Origin of the sequence: Streptomyces sp. NPDC019531 (assembly GCF_044903305.1) — a bacterium.
In the GTDB taxonomy this organism is placed as follows: Bacteria; Actinomycetota; Actinomycetes; order Streptomycetales; family Streptomycetaceae; genus Streptomyces.
This window is the reverse complement of record NZ_JBJDQL010000093.1, coordinates 1-14227: the sequence shown is the minus strand read 5'-3', so window position 1 is coordinate 14227 and position 14227 is coordinate 1. Positions and strand designations below refer to the sequence as shown.

Here is a 14227-nt window from a genome sequence, read left to right as displayed (position 1 = left end):
GGGGGGGGGGGCGGGGGGGGGGGGGTCCGTCCTCGGTCCGGCGGGTGCTGTTGGCTCAGATGTGCTGGATAACGGACGCCGGCCGCTGCGGGCGGACACCCCCCACCCCGTCCCCTGCGCGCCGTACGCGGCTAAAGGTGCGTACAGCGTCCCCACCCAGGGGCGCGGGGAACTGCGCGACCCGCCCCCACCGGCCCGCACCCGCCAGACAACCTGACCCGGCGCACCCCCCTGGGCGCCCGGCCCCACCGCGGAGCGCTCAGCGGCGCGGCTCTCCGAACAGTTCCACCGCGTTGCGCACCTCGGTCAGCCCCCTGGACAGCGCGCTCACCGAGCCGATCGCCCCCGCGATCAGCAACAACGACCGTCGCAGGCGCGGGACTTCGGGCGTTCCGTCGATCGTCATGGCGGCCAGCGCGGCGAGTTCGTCCTCGGCGATGCCCCGGTCGGGGAACTCCGCCGGGTGCGCGGCGAGTTCGCGGCGCAGCCGGGACACCGCGGTCCGCAGTTCAGCCACTCTCGCATCGTTGTCGCTGCCGGTCACTGGCCTCTGCCCCAAGCTCCGCAACACAGCTCTCCCCCTCGCACGCCGTCGTGCGCCCGCATCGTGAACCCCTTCGGCGTTGGTCGGACCCCGAGGGACGCGGGTCAGTAAACGCCACGCAGGGCGCCGGGCGCCACCGTACGGACCGAAATTCAGCCCTTGGAAACCCGGCGCACGCCCGTGCGTCAGGTATGCAGGACGTATGACGCAGAACGAACGGCAGGTCGCCGGGTTGCTCCTGGCCGCGGGGGGCGGCCGACGGCTCGGCGGGCGGCCCAAGGCACTGCTCGAACACCGGGGCCGACCGCTCGTCGAACACGCGGTCGGAGTGCTGCGCGCGGCCGGCTGTACCCGCGTGCACGTGGTCCTGGGGGCCGCGGCGACGGTCGTACGGGAGCGGGCGGAGCTCGGCGACTGCGTGCTCGTGGAGAACCCGGAGTGGGCCGAGGGCATGGGTTCTTCGCTGCGGGCCGGGCTCGGCTCGCTCTCCGGAACAGGGGCGCGGGCCGCACTGGTCTCGCTCGTCGACCAGCCCGGCATCGGACCGGAAGCGGTCGCCCGAGTCCTCGGCGCGTACGAGGGCGAGACCTCGCTCGTCTCGGCCGCCTACGACGGCGTACGCGGCCATCCCGTCCTGTTCGGCTCCGCGCACTGGGCCGGGATCGCCGCGACTGCGACCGGCGACCGGGGGGCACGCGCCTACCTGAAGGAGCACCGGGGCGCGCTCACGCTCGTCGAGTGCGGGGACGTGGCCGAGCCGTACGACATCGACACGCAGGCGGATCTGGCGCACCTTGAGTGAACGCGGTGGCACGCAGAGCCACCTTTGCTCGACCCGGAGAATCTCGATATCAACAAACCATTGAACTTCCACGATGAGGAAACTAGTATCCACTGCTCAGAAGCGCCCTACCCTTGCGGGGGGCGCCGCTCGCGTACCCGGTTCGACTGGCACCCGGTGCCACCGCTGAAGGAAGTGACAGCTCATGTCCGCACCAGCGCCGTCCCCGCTGGCCATCGTCGACGCCGAGCCCCTGCCGCGGCAGGAGGAGGTTCTCACCGAGGCGGCCCTCGCGTTCGTGGCCGAGCTGCACCGCCGGTTCACGCCCCGGCGTGACGAGCTCCTCGCCCGCCGCGCCGAGCGCCGCGCCGAGATCGCCCGCACCTCCACGCTCGACTTCCTCCCGGAGACCGCCGCGATCCGCGCCGACGACTCCTGGAAGGTGGCCCCCTCCCCCGCGGCCCTGAACGACCGCCGGGTCGAGATCACCGGCCCCACCGACCGCAAGATGACCATCAACGCCCTCAACTCGGGCGCCAAGGTCTGGCTCGCGGACTTCGAGGACGCCTCCGCGCCGACCTGGGAGAACGTCGTCCTCGGCCAGGTCAACCTCGCCGACGCCTACACCCGGAACATCGACTTCAAGGACGAGAGGTCCGGCAAGTCGTACGCCTTGCGCGCGAACGACGAGCTCGCCACCGTCGTCATGCGCCCCCGTGGCTGGCACCTGAACGAACGCCACCTGGTCGACGCGAACGGCGCCCAGGTCCCGGGCGCGCTGGTCGACTTCGGCCTGTACTTCTTCCACAACGCCCAGCGCCTGCTCGACCTCGGCAAGGGCCCGTACTTCTACCTCCCGAAGACCGAGTCGTACCTCGAAGCGCGGCTGTGGAACGACGTCTTCGTCTTCGCGCAGGAGTACTGCGGCATCCCGCAGGGCACCATCCGCGCCACCGTCCTGATCGAGACGATCACGGCCGCGTACGAGATGGAGGAGATCCTCTACGAACTCCGCGACCACGCCTCGGGGTTGAACGCGGGCCGCTGGGACTACCTGTTCTCCATCGTCAAGAACTTCCGTGACGGCGGCGCCAAGTTCGTCCTGCCGGACCGCAACGCGGTCACGATGACGGCCCCGTTCATGCGGGCGTACACCGAACTCCTCGTCCGCACCTGTCACAAGCGCGGGGCGCACGCGATCGGCGGCATGGCGGCGTTCATCCCGTCCCGCCGGGACGCCGAGGTCAACAAGGTCGCCTTCGAGAAGGTCCGCGCCGACAAGGACCGTGAGGCGGGCGACGGTTTCGACGGCTCCTGGGTCGCCCACCCCGACCTGGTCCCGATCGCCATGGAGTCCTTCGACAAGGTGCTCGGCGACCGGCCGAACCAGAAGGACCGGCTGCGCGAGGACGTCCACGTCGAGGCGGCCGACCTGATCGCCGTCGACTCCCTGAAGGCCGAGCCGACGTACAACGGGCTGGTCAACGCCGTTCAGGTCGGCATCCGTTACATCGAGGCCTGGCTGCGCGGGCTCGGCGCGGTCGCCATCTTCAACCTCATGGAGGACGCGGCCACCGCGGAGATCTCCCGCTCGCAGATCTGGCAGTGGATCAACGCGGGTGTTGAGTTCGAGCACGCGGGAAACACAGTGAAGGCAACCCCCGAGCTGGCCCGCGAGGTCGCCGCCGAGGAGCTCGCGAACATCCGTGCTGAGCTCGGCGAGGAGGCGTTCGCCGCCGGTCACTGGCAGCAGGCCCATGACCTGCTGCTCCAGGTGTCCCTCGACGCCGACTACGCGGACTTCCTGACGCTGCCGGCGTACGAGCAGCTCAAGGGCTGACATCCTCCTGAGAGACCTTGTCCGAGTGGCCCAGGGACTTCCCCGGGGCCACTCGGTCGCGTACGGCCTGCTTCACCGCCGTGGGCTCCGGGAAGCCCTGCTCCCGCCGGTCCCAGACGACCTCGTCGTCGACGCGGACGACGAAGATGCCGCCCTTGCCGGGCTTCAGGGCCAGTTCCGTCAGCTCGGTCTCGAAGGTCGTGAGCAGTTCCTGCGCCAGCCAGGCCGCCCGCGGCAGCCAGCGGCACTGGGTGCAGTACTCGATCTCGACACGGCCACTCATCCGAGGTGCACCGACCAATCCTGTTCAGCGGCCGGTTTGCCGTGCAGGTCGGGGACCTGCTTCAGCCACTTGGGCCGACCTTCCTGTCTTCTCGCCGCCCGGAGGGCCTCCTCGGCGGCGACTTCCTCCCGGGTGGGGAAGTCGGTGGGCAGCCATGCGGCGGAGGCCCGCACGCGCGCGTGGAGGTACGTCACGTAGGCCTCGCGTGCCTGGTCCGGGGTCGCGAAGTCGGTGAGCCAGGCGTCCGGCACGGCCGCCGTGACCTCGCGCAGGAGGTCGAGGGTGACCTTGGGTGCCAGTTCCGCGTCGGCGGCGCGCACGTCTGGGCCGTAGTGGCCGAGGGCGTGGTGGCGGAAGTCGTACGTCTTGGTCGGGTCGGAGCCGTCCCAGCGGTGATGGAAGACGAGGGCGGCGCCGTGGTCGATCAGCCACAGGCGCGGGGGCGCGATGCCGAGCGTGGGCCAGACCATGAGGTTCGAGCTGTGGACCGTACGGTCGACGTTGACGGTGAGCGCGTCGAGCCAGACGATGCGGCCGGCCTCCAGCGGGTCGACCGGGAACACCTCGGCGACCTCGGAGGTGAAGTCACGCGCGCCCGGCAGGTAGTCCATCCCGAGGTTGAGGCCGACGCTCGCGCCGTGGAGTTCGCGGACCTCCTGGTGGGGCTCGCTGTCGGCGACCGCCGGATCGAAGTGCACCAGCACCAGCTCCGGGAAGCGCAGCCCCAGCGCCCGGGCCAGCTCGCCGACGATCACCTCGGCGACCAGCGCCTTGCGGCCCTGTGCGGAGCCGGTGAACTTCACGACGTAGGTGCCCAGGTCGTCGGCCTCGACGACTCCGGGGACGGAGCCGCCGGAGTGCAGGGGTTCGATGTAGTGGTTCGCGGTGACCTCTCTCAGCATTTTCTAAGATCACCCATCTTCTTGACCTTGCGATCCACGGTCAGCCTCGGGGGTGCCCGACAGCGGGAATCGCCCATCATCAGCCCTGGGGAGAATCTGGGGAGTTTCGACTGGCATGCGGATCTCCCTACCTCCCCAGCAGCCCGCCAATGGCCGTCCGCCCTTTGCTTCCGGCCTCGGGCATGAAGTGAGCATAGTAACCGAGGGTGATCGCCGGTGAGGAGTGCCCGAGCCACCGCGCCACCGTCACCAGTCCTTCGCCCTCTTGAGGCGCGGCGGGATGATGGCTGCCTCGGCCAAGGCAGGTTTCCACGTGCAGGTGGTCCACGCGGGCGGCATGACGGGGCCCGGCGGGATCAGTTCCGGTCGAGGTACGCCAGGACCGCCAGGACGCGGCGGTTGTCGTCGTCCGACTGGGAGAGACCCAGCTTGGTGAAGATGTTGGCCGTGTGCTTGGTGACCGCCCGTTCCGTGACGACGAGTTGCGCCGCGATGGCCGCGTTGGAGCGTCCCTGCGCCATCAGTTCCAGGACCTCCCGTTCCCGCGGCGTCAGCTTGGCGGTCGGCCTGTCCCCCGCCGAACTGCGGGACAGCAGCTGGGAGATGACGTGCGGGTCCATCGCGGTACCGCCGGCGGCCACCCGGCGCACCGCCTCGACGAATTGCTCAGCGTCGAAGACCGAGTCCTTCAGGAGGTAGCCGACTCCGCCGCTTCCGTCCGCCAGCAGCTCGCGGGCGTACAGCTGTTCCACGTGCTGGGACAGCACCAGCACCGGCAGCCCGGGGTGCTTGCGGCGCGCGGCCAGGGCGCACTGCAGGCCCTCGTCGGTGAAGGACGGCGGGAGGCGGACGTCGACGATCGCGATGTCCAGCTCCCGTTCGTCCAGGGCTCGTGTGAGGTCCGGCGCGTTGTCCACCGCCGCGACGATGTCGAAGTCGTACGCCTCGAGAAGACGGATCAGTCCGTCCCGAAGGAGGAAGAGGTCTTCGGCGAGGACAACGCGCACGGGATCTCCATCGTCACCATGGTGGGACCGCCGCTCGGGCTGCTGACGGCCAGGACCCCGTCGAATGTACCGAGTCGGCGCTCGATGCCGACCAATCCCGAGCCGTTCGGGTCGGCGCCGCCGCGGCCGTTGTCCGTGACGGTGCCCCGCAGCAGGCCGTCCCGGTACTCGATGTCCAGCCAGATACGGTCCGCGCGGGCGTGCTTGACGGCGTTCGTCAGGATCTCGCTGATCGCGAAGTACACGGCCGACTCCACGGCAGCCGGAGGGCGTCCCGGCACGTCGATGTGGGTGTCGACCGGCACCGGGGTGCGCAGGGCGAGGGCCTCGAGGGCGTCTGCCAGGCCGCGCTCGGCGAGCACCGGCGGGTGGATGCCCCGTACCAGGTCGCGCAGTTCGGCCAGGGCGCCGGCGGAGTCGGAACGGGCCTTGGCCACCAACTCCTTGGCCATGGCCGGGTTCTTCTCGATGAGCGCCTCGATGGTGCTGAGGTTCATGCCCACGGCGACCAGTCGCGCCTGTGCTCCGTCGTGCAGATCGCGCTCGATGCGGCGCAGTTCGGCCGCCGAGGTGTCGACGGCGTCGTGCCGTGTGCGGGTGAGCTGTTCGACGCGCTGCTGGAGATCCGCGCCGGCGGGCGCGAGGACGGACCTGGTCAGGAGGAAGTGGAGCTTCAGCAGACGGGGGTTGAGGAGGACACCCAGGGCGAGGACGGCCGTGCCCAGCAACGCGGCGACAACGGCGGACAGCTGGCCGGTGACGTGGACGAAGCCGTACCAGTAGCTGCCTCCGTCGGTGTAGACGCGCCACAGCCCGAGCGGGAGGGCGTATCCCTCGACCGGGTACAGGAAGAGCGCCGCCGGCAGCACCGCGGTGACAAAGCCCGCGGTCATGTCGACGAGCAACCAGACGAAGTCACGCCAGGTGGCCGGGTCCCTCCGCATGTGGCCGAGCTTTTCGATCTGCCCGGCGGCACCGCCGCGCATGTCGGCGGGGAAGGGACGGTACATGGCCGGGATGCGCACCCCGCACCACTGGGCCGCGAGCAGCCGCCGCGTGTTGGCGAACCAGCGCAGGCCCTGCAGCACCCACGGCGTGGTGAATGCGCCGACGCCGATCACCGTGAGCAGGCTGGACACCACGGTCAGCACAAAGAAGATGATCGACCCGCCCAGCGAGAACACCGCCAGCACGAGTCCTCGCCACGCGGCCACTGCCGCGGTCCGAAATCGCATTTTCCGCACTCCCTCTGTCGCTCCCCTCGGGGACGGCCCCAGTCTGCCGGGCCGCGGGGTGCCGGGGCACTGGGCCAAGCACGCCGATCAACGGTGTACTTAACACCACCTCACGAGTGCCCCGCGGACGGGTGGGCCGGGACCGGGTGGAAGGCGCGGCGGAAGTAGACCGCCGGGGTCATGGGGTTCAGCCGTGCCTCGTGCACCCGCCCGACCAGGATGGTGTGGTCGCCGGCGTCGTGGCGGTCGTAGGTGTCGCACTCCAGTACCGTGCCCGCGTCCGCGAGCACCGGGTGACCGCGGGAGCTCTCGTGGAACACGGCCGTGGAGAACTTGTCCACGCCCTTGGTGGCGAAGCGCAGGGCGAGATCGGAGTGCTCGGTGCCCAGCACGTGCACGACCCAGGAGTCGGCCTCGGCGAACGCGGGATGGCACTGTGCGTCCTTGGCCAGGCACACCAGCACCAGCGGCGGGTCCAGGGACAGCGAGCAGAAGGAGGTCGCCGTGAACCCCCACTGCCGGCCCTGCCAGTCGGCCGTGGTGACGATCGTGACGCCGCTGGGGAAGGTGGCCATCGCATCACGAAAGCGCGTGGCGGGCGTCGCCGCGCGCACCTCGGGACGGTTGTCCGGGACAGCTCTCGTCATCTCTTCGCTTCCCCGTCGCCCTACGCGCCCAGCTTGGCGAAGCAGTCCCGGATCCGGTCCAGCACCGCTGCGACATGCGGCAGCCGTACCGGGTCCGTGGCCTCGAGGGCCTGTTGCTGGAGCTCCCTGGTGTCGCCGTAGAGCAGGCTGGTCGCGGCCTTGAAGCGCAGCGCGCCGGGGTCGTCGCCGAGATGATGTCCGGCCAGGACCGCGATCCGGTGCTCGTCGAGGAGGTACTGGAACAGCGACGCGGAGTCGGCGACACCGCGCCCGGCCAGCGCGCCGCGCACCGGTTCGAAGTCCGGGTAGACGTAGAAGCCACCGGTGGGCGGCCGGCACAGCGCTCCGGAGTCGGTCATGATGCCGTGCACGGCGCGGGCCACGGCACCGTGCAGCCGGGCGCTGGCGGCCAGCCGCTGCCGTATCTCCGGCGGCTCGTCGAACGCGTAGGCCGCGACCTCCTGCATCGGCGCGGCCAGCGTGGACCACACTTCGCTGGCCACCGAGGCCACACCCCGGTGTGCCCGTTCGCCCCAGTCGCCGGCCGGGAACCGGGCGGCGCCGATGCGCCAGCCGCCGAGGGCCAGCGTCTTGCTCAGGCCCGTGGTGACGATCGTGCGGTGCGGAGCCACCTCGGCCGGGCTGAGCACGGGCGTCGCCGGGTCGTGCACGAGGTCCCGGTAGATCTCGTCGGAGACGATGACCAGGTCCTCCTGCTCGGCGACCGCGCACAGTTCGCGCACCGTCTCCGGCGAGGCGACGGTGCCTGTCGGGTTGTCCGGCAGGGTGACGATCACGGTCCGCGGATCGGCGCCGCGCCGACGGGCCTCGCGCACGATCTCGCGCAGCCGCTCCGGGTCCGGCACGCCGCCGCACGCCTCGGGGATCGGCACCGGGAGGACGCGCTTGCCGGCCAGTTCGGCCTGCGGCCGGTAGCTGTTCCACGCCGGGGCGGGGATCACCGTGTCGCCGGGCAGCACCAGTTGCAGCGCCGTCAGGATCGGCTTGCTGCCCGGCGCGGTGATCACCTGCGGCGCCTCGGTGGGCAGCCCACGGCGGGTGAAGTAACCGGCCACCGCCTCGCGCACTCGCGGCGCGCCGTTCACCGGGCCGTACGCGTTGTGCCGGGCCCCGGCCGCGAGAGCCTGCGCGAACGGTCCGAAGACCGGCAGCCGCGCCTCCCCGAAACCGAGGTGGACGATGTCGTCGCCGTCGGCCCGGCGTTCGGCGACGTTCTGGTTGAGCTCCAGGTTGGGCGACATCCTGCCCAGTACGGCCGCTACCGTGGCGGTCTCGGTCATGCTCGTTCTCCCTCGCTGTGGGTGGTCGCCTCCGCCGGGGCGCCGCGCGTGCCGAGCAGTGCGGCGCGCAGGTCCTCTGGGGTGTCGTGGGCCGGTTCCAGCTCGTCCACCCAGGCCGCGCTGTCCGAGTAGTGGGCGCGGAACGGGCGGCCGACGAGCGCGGGATCCCGTGCCTGCAACAGCCTGAGCTGGAAGAAGGAGCCCTCGGGGGTGTCCTGGACGCCGTCCACGGCGATCTTCCCGGCCGTGGCCGACATGACCGGGCCGCGGACCGTGCGGGCCAGTCCCGGCAGCTGCCGGTACGCCTCCTGGAAGATCCGGGCCGCCCGGGCCAGCGGCACCATGAAGTACTCCTGGGGACCGGTGTCCCGCTCCACGAACATGTAGTACGGCACGGCGCCGGCGGCGAACTCCGCGCGCCACAGCTCGCTCCACACCTGTGCGGAGTCGTTGACGTGGGCGACCAGCGGCGCCTGGCAGTACACCAGCGCGCCGGTGCCACGGATCCGGGACAGCGCCCTGCGGGCCAGGTCGGTGCTCAGTTCCCGGGCGTGGCTGAAGTGCGCCATGACCACCAGATTGCGTCCGGAGGCCACCACCTGCTCGAAGAGTCTGAGCACGTCGTCGGCGTCCTGGTCGGTGACGAAGCGCTGGGGCCAGTACGCCACGGACTTGGTGCCGATCCGCACGGTCCGCACCGTGGGCACGTCCAGCAGCGGTTCCAGGTGGCGGCGCAGCCGCTCCGTCGACATCACCATCGGGTCGCCGCCAGTGACCAGCACGTCGTGGATCTGCGGATGCCGACGGACGTAGTCGACGAGGAAATCGGGGCCCGGCGCCGCGAAGCGCAGGTCGGCGTCGCCGATGAACTGCGCCCAGCGGAAGCAGTAGGTGCAGTACGAGTGACAGGTCTGCCCCTGCCCCGGGAAGTACAGGACGGTCTCCCGGTACTTGTGCTGCATGCCCGGGAGTTCGGTCCCGTCCAGCGTCGGCACGTTCAGCTGCTTCTGGCCCGAGGGGTGCGGGTTGAGTCGCGCGCGGATCTCCCGCACCGTCTCCTTCAGCTCTGTCCTCGCGCCGGGCTCGGCGGCCAGCACGGCCAGGCGTTTCTCGTCCTCGTGCGACAGCATGCCCCGCTGGGGGAAGACGAGTTGGAACAGGGGGTCCTCGGGAATCCGGTCCCAGTCGATGAGTTCGGAAAGGACGTACTCGTTGACGCGGAAGGGCAGCACCTTGGATATGAGGCGGACCGTCTCGCGGATCTCCGCGGGAATTCCATAGCGGTCCGCTATCTCGTCCAGATGATGCGCTCCGTAGGCATGAAAGCGTGCCGCCTCCATGGAACTGCCGGCCAGCAGGGGCATACGAGCGTTCCTCCGGTCTCGAGTGACGTTGCGTTCGGCGCCCGGAAGACGGTGGCGTTCCGGCCCGAGAAGAAGCGAAGAAGAAGCGAGATCGAGCGAGACGAAGCGAATTCGACTGGCGCTGTCATGCTAGGGAGAACCCGTCCCCCGAGCGGCCCCCACCACCCCCTGCCCGGCCCCTACCCGGCTTCACGGCAGGTCCCGCAGACGGGCGAGCAGCACCTCACGGAATCGCTCGGGCTCCTCCAGGTGCGGCATGTGGCTGGACTCCTCGAAGATCTCCCAGCGCGCCCCGGGGACGAGGTCCCGGAACGGCTGTGCGCTGCGCGGGGTCACCTCGTCGTGGCGGCCGGTGATCATCAGTGTGGGGACCTCGATGCGCGGCAGGGCGTCGACGACGGACCACTCGCGCAGCGTGCCGATCACGTGGAACTCGCTGGGCCCGTTCATGGCGTAGTAGACCGTGGGATCGTTGTAGACCTCGTAGAACGAGGCGGTGTAGTCCCGCGGCCAGGGCTTGAGCCGGCACACGTGCCGCTCGTAGAAGACCTGCATGGCCTGGTGGTACTCGGCCGAGTCGGTCGTGTCGGCGGCCTCGTGACGCAGCAGTGTCTCGTTCACGCCTGGCGGCAACTGCCGTCGCAGCACGGCGAGTTCCTCGAGCCACAGCGGGTAGGACGCCGGGGCGTTGGCGATCACCAGGCCGCGCAGGCCGGCGGGCCGCGCCACCGCGTGCGCGGCGGCGAGCACCCCACCCCAGGAATGGCCGAGCAGAACGTACCGGTCGGCGATGCCCAGGGCACGCAGCAGGTTGTCGAGTTCGTCGAGGAAAAGCTGCACCGTCCAGAAATCGGCGCCGTGGTCGGGCAGATGGCTGGAGCCGCCGTTTCCGATCTGGTCGTAGTGCACTACCGGCCAGCCGTCATCGGCGAGTTCCGAAAGGTTCAGCAGATAGTCGTGTGTGCTTCCCGGACCGCCGTGCACGACGACGACGGGCGGTCGCCCGGAATGCAGTTCCCCGGTGACCCGGTACCAGGTCCGGTGTTCGCCGAAGGGGACGGTTCCCCGGGCGCTCGGCGCCAGTCCCATCAGTTCGATCCTCTCCGTATGTCCTGTGAGTGCCTTCGCTCAGTGGAGCGCGGAGACCCAGTCCTCAATGACCGCGGCCGTTTCGTGCGCCTTGCTCTCGAGGAGGGTGAAGTGGTTGGCCTGTACGGTGCGCACGGTCTGGGTGTCGTCCCAGGGCTGCGCCTGCCAGCCGGTCGGGACATCCTGGTACGCGGCGGCGGTGAACGGCTCCTGGCACTGCACGAACAGCACCGGGGCGTCGACGGGACGGGCCTGCAGGTCGACGAGGATCTCCGAGTAACGCCCCATGCTGGACAGCCGTCCCAGGTCGAACCCGCCGACGGCGGACTCCATTTCCATCATTCCGTCGACCAGGCCACGCGCGACGCCGGCGTCCCCACCGCCTTCGCTGCGGTAGCTGTCCAGCAGCACCACACCGGCCGGACGCACTCCACGCTCGCGTTCCAGGTGCGCGGCGACGGCGTGCCCGATGGTTCCGCCGGCCGAGTAGCCGACCAGCACGAACGGCTCGTCGCCGGCGGCCTGCAGCACTTCCTCCGCGAGGAGTTCAACGGCCGACCGCGGGGTGGCGGGCAGCATCTCCCCGTCCGCGAATCCGGAGAGCGGTACGGCACTCACCGCGCGTCTGCCACGGAACGACGATGCCAGCCGGGCGTGCTGGTACGCGCCGCCGGTGGCCATCGGGGTGCTCACACACACCAGACGCGGGCGTTCAGGCCCCTCGGACAGCGTCACCGGGGCGGGCACCCGCTCCACCTCGGCGACCGAGGTGAAGCTTGGCCGCAGCCGCGCCACGGCGGCCAGCAGGTCGAAGCCGGCCTCCATCCGGCCGGCGGCCACGGCGGTGCGGAACAACGCGCTGAGCGACTGCGTGCCGTCCCGCTCCGGCCGCGCGCCGGGCGTCCCGGACCGGTCTGCGGCCGGGGCGTTCTCGCCGGACGCCTCGCCGTCGAGCAGCCCGGCGAGTTCGTCGTGCAGGAAGCGGACGAGCCGCCCGGGGCTCTTGTTGTCGAACACGACCATCGGGGACAGGGTGAGCCCCGTAGCGCGGGCCAGGCCGTTACGCAGCTCCACCGCGGTCAGCGAGTCGAAGCCCGCTTCGAGGAAGTCCCGCTCAGGGTCCACCGCCTGCGGGTCGTCGTACCCGAGCAGTGCCGCGGACTGACGCCGTACGAGCTTTTCCAGCACGGCGATCCGCTCGCCATCGGCCAGTCCGGCCAGCTCCCTGCGCAGCGCCCCGGGCCGCACCTCGGACGCGGTGTCCCGCGGGCCGAGGTTGCGGCGCATGGTGCGCGGCAGCAGCGCCCGCAGCGCGGGATGCACCGCGTCCGGGGCGCGGCCGAGCGCGGCAAGGTCCAGGCGCACGGGGACGAGGGTGGCCGCGTCCACGGTGGGCGCCAGGTCCAGCAGGTCGAGCGCCTCGGCGGTGGACAGTGGCAGGATGCCGCCCCGGCCCAGGCGCTGCCGGTCACCGCCGTCCAGTTCGGCGGCCATCCCGCCGTCGGCCTCCCACAGACCCCACGCCAGCGACTGCGCCGGCAGCCCGTTGGCCCTGCGGTGCGCGGCGAGCGCGTCGAGGACGCTGTTGGCGGCGGCGTAGCTGCCCTGGCCGGGATTGCCGAGCACGCCGGCGATCGACGAGAAGAGCAGGAACGCCTTCAGGTTTGCGTCGCGGGTCAGCTCGTGCAGATGACGGGCTCCGTCCACCTTCGGGGCGAGTACGGCGTCCAGGCGGGAGCTGGTGATCGAGGTGAGGACCCCGTCGTCGAGCACACCGGCCGTGTGGATGACTCCGGTGAGGGGATGCTCGGCGGGTACGGCGGCGAGGAGACCGGCCAGGGCCTCCCGGTCGGCCACGTCACAGGCCGCGAGGGTCACTTCGGCGCTGGTTGCGGCGAGTTCCTGCGCCAGCTCGGCCGCGCCCGGCGCGTCGGGGCCGCGTCGGCTGACCAGGAGCAAGTGCCGTACGCCGTGGGTGTCGGCCAGGTGGCGGGCCACCAGGGCGCCCAGGCCGCCGGTGCCGCCGGTGATCAGTACGGTGCCGGCCGGATCGAAGGTGTACGGGGTCGGCTGCTCCGCGGACGGGAGCACCCGGGCCAGTCGCGGTGCACTGATCTGGCCCGCGCGGATGGCGAGTTCGGGTTCCTCGGAGGCCACGGCGGCGGCCAGGGCCGCTTCAGAACGGGGGTCGTCGTCGAGGTCGATCAGCTGGAAGCGGCCGGGATGCTCGGCCTGCGCGGCCCGGACCAGGCCCCAGGCCGGGGCGTGGGTCAGGTGGACATCGTCTCCGTCCTCTACGGCGACTGCGTGCCGAGTGGCCACGACCAGGCAGGATGCGGCGAATCTGTCGTTCGACAGCCACTTCTGGAGGGCCGTTAGTACCTGGTGTGCCGTGGCGTGGAGGGCGGTCGGCTCGTCGCCGTTCCTGGTCTCGGCCGGGCATGTGTACAGCACTGCCTCGGGTACGGCGCCGTCGAGGGGGACGTCGGGCCAGAGGGGGAAGTGCGCGTCGGGTGCGGTGACGCCGGTGCCCGCGGTGGGTGGGGTGCCTGCGGTGCCTCCGGTGCTCGGAGTGAGGGACCGCCATTCGATGCCGAACAGGGCGTCGGCTGCGGTCCCACCGGGGGCGTCGAGTGTCACTTCCCTGGACACGACGGACTCCACTGTCAGCACCGGGCCGTTGTCGTCGGTGAGTTGGACCGACATGGCGTCGGGTCCGGACGGTGCCACTCGGACCCGTACGGTCGTGGCGCCCTGTGCGTAGAGCCGCACTCCGGTCCACGCGAACGGCATCACCGCGGCGCCGTCCTCGCGCTCGTCCGCGATCACTACGGTGTGCAGTGCCGCGTCCAGCAGCGCGGGGTGCACTCCGAAGCGTCGCGCGTCGTCGCCGGCCCGCTCAGGGAGGGCGAGTTCGGCGAAGAGCTCGCCACCGCGCCGCCAGGCGGCCTTCAGTCCCTGGAACACCGGACCGTAGGCGTAGCCGGCTTCGTGGAGCCCGGCGTACGCGTCGGTGGTGTCGAGGGGGACGGCTCCCTGCGGGGGCCAAGCCTCCTTCGCGTCGAACGGCTCCGTGTGCTCGGGGTGGTCGTCGGGGATGACGGTGCCCTGGGCGTTGAGCAGCCAGGGGGCGGTGATTGTGGTGTCGGGGCGGGAGTAGATGCGCAGGGTGCGGCGTCCGGTGTCGTCGGGGGCGGCTACGGCGACCTGGATCTGGACGCCGGCGCCGCCTTC

Annotated in this window: 12 protein-coding genes; 2 read left to right on the top strand and 10 right to left on the bottom strand. The window is 71.0% G+C overall.

Features of this window, described 5'->3' with window-relative positions:
• Positions 1-259 precede the first annotated feature (259 nt).
• Positions 260-544, bottom strand: a complete 285-nt coding sequence (locus ACI2L1_RS44270) for a DUF5955 family protein (protein ID WP_404745163.1) — start codon at positions 542-544, stop codon at positions 260-262.
• A gap of 202 nt (positions 545-746) precedes the next feature.
• Here ACI2L1_RS44270 and ACI2L1_RS44265 point away from each other — a divergent pair, with 202 nt between their 5' ends.
• The gene (locus ACI2L1_RS44265; protein WP_404745162.1) at positions 747-1346 is read left to right on the top strand and encodes an NTP transferase domain-containing protein; all 600 of its coding nucleotides are present in this window, start codon (positions 747-749) and stop codon (positions 1344-1346) included.
• 184 nt (positions 1347-1530) lie between these two features.
• On the top strand, positions 1531-3165 hold the full coding sequence (gene aceB, locus ACI2L1_RS44260) for a malate synthase A (RefSeq protein WP_404745161.1): 1635 nt from the start codon (positions 1531-1533) through the stop codon (positions 3163-3165).
• On the opposite strand, the gene ACI2L1_RS44255 is transcribed toward aceB, so the two are convergent.
• From ACI2L1_RS44255 to ACI2L1_RS44215, 9 genes are all read right to left on the bottom strand, one after another.
• On the bottom strand, positions 3155-3448 hold the full coding sequence (locus ACI2L1_RS44255) for a SelT/SelW/SelH family protein (RefSeq protein WP_404745160.1): 294 nt from the start codon (positions 3446-3448) through the stop codon (positions 3155-3157). The two genes, aceB and ACI2L1_RS44255, sit on opposite strands and share 11 nt — an antisense overlap.
• Positions 3445-4350, bottom strand: coding sequence for a HipA family kinase (locus ACI2L1_RS44250; RefSeq protein WP_404745159.1), 906 nt, complete (start codon positions 4348-4350; stop codon positions 3445-3447). Before ACI2L1_RS44250 ends, ACI2L1_RS44255 begins: the two co-directional genes overlap by 4 nt.
• A gap of 356 nt (positions 4351-4706) precedes the next feature.
• Entirely contained in the window at positions 4707-5357 is a 651-nt protein-coding gene (locus ACI2L1_RS44245; RefSeq protein ID WP_404745158.1) for a LuxR C-terminal-related transcriptional regulator, read from the bottom strand.
• A complete protein-coding gene (locus ACI2L1_RS44240; RefSeq protein WP_404745157.1) occupies positions 5309-6592 on the bottom strand; it encodes a sensor histidine kinase in 1284 nt (427 codons plus the stop codon). Before ACI2L1_RS44240 ends, ACI2L1_RS44245 begins: the two co-directional genes overlap by 49 nt.
• A gap of 110 nt (positions 6593-6702) precedes the next feature.
• Positions 6703-7239, bottom strand: coding sequence for a flavin reductase family protein (locus tag ACI2L1_RS44235; RefSeq protein ID WP_404745156.1), 537 nt, complete (start codon positions 7237-7239; stop codon positions 6703-6705).
• 20 nt (positions 7240-7259) lie between these two features.
• Positions 7260-8540 (bottom strand): pyridoxal phosphate-dependent aminotransferase, encoded by a 1281-nt coding sequence (locus ACI2L1_RS44230; RefSeq protein WP_404745155.1) that lies wholly within the window; start codon positions 8538-8540, stop codon positions 7260-7262.
• Positions 8537-9904, bottom strand: coding sequence for a KamA family radical SAM protein (locus ACI2L1_RS44225; protein ID WP_404745154.1), 1368 nt, complete (start codon positions 9902-9904; stop codon positions 8537-8539). The genes ACI2L1_RS44230 and ACI2L1_RS44225 overlap by 4 nt, the downstream gene beginning before the upstream one ends.
• Positions 9905-10093: 189 nt before the next feature.
• Positions 10094-10993, bottom strand: coding sequence for a proline iminopeptidase-family hydrolase (locus ACI2L1_RS44220; protein ID WP_404745153.1), 900 nt, complete (start codon positions 10991-10993; stop codon positions 10094-10096).
• Between the two features lie 39 nt (positions 10994-11032).
• On the bottom strand, positions 11033-14227 hold a 3195-nt coding region (locus ACI2L1_RS44215; protein WP_404745152.1), incomplete at its 5' end, for a type I polyketide synthase.

Coding starts and splice junctions, on each gene's coding strand:
- ACI2L1_RS44265 (WP_404745162.1), top strand. CDS start 747: ATGACGCAGAACGAACGGCAGGTCGCCGGGTTGCTCCTGGCCGCGGGG.
- aceB (WP_404745161.1), top strand. CDS start 1,531: ATGTCCGCACCAGCGCCGTCCCCGCTGGCCATCGTCGACGCCGAGCCC.
- ACI2L1_RS44255 (WP_404745160.1), bottom strand. CDS start 3,448: ATGAGTGGCCGTGTCGAGATCGAGTACTGCACCCAGTGCCGCTGGCTG.
- ACI2L1_RS44250 (WP_404745159.1), bottom strand. CDS start 4,350: ATGCTGAGAGAGGTCACCGCGAACCACTACATCGAACCCCTGCACTCC.
- ACI2L1_RS44240 (WP_404745157.1), bottom strand. CDS start 6,592: ATGCGATTTCGGACCGCGGCAGTGGCCGCGTGGCGAGGACTCGTGCTG.
- ACI2L1_RS44235 (WP_404745156.1), bottom strand. CDS start 7,239: ATGACGAGAGCTGTCCCGGACAACCGTCCCGAGGTGCGCGCGGCGACG.
- ACI2L1_RS44230 (WP_404745155.1), bottom strand. CDS start 8,540: ATGACCGAGACCGCCACGGTAGCGGCCGTACTGGGCAGGATGTCGCCC.
- ACI2L1_RS44225 (WP_404745154.1), bottom strand. CDS start 9,904: ATGCCCCTGCTGGCCGGCAGTTCCATGGAGGCGGCACGCTTTCATGCC.
- ACI2L1_RS44220 (WP_404745153.1), bottom strand. CDS start 10,993: ATGGGACTGGCGCCGAGCGCCCGGGGAACCGTCCCCTTCGGCGAACAC.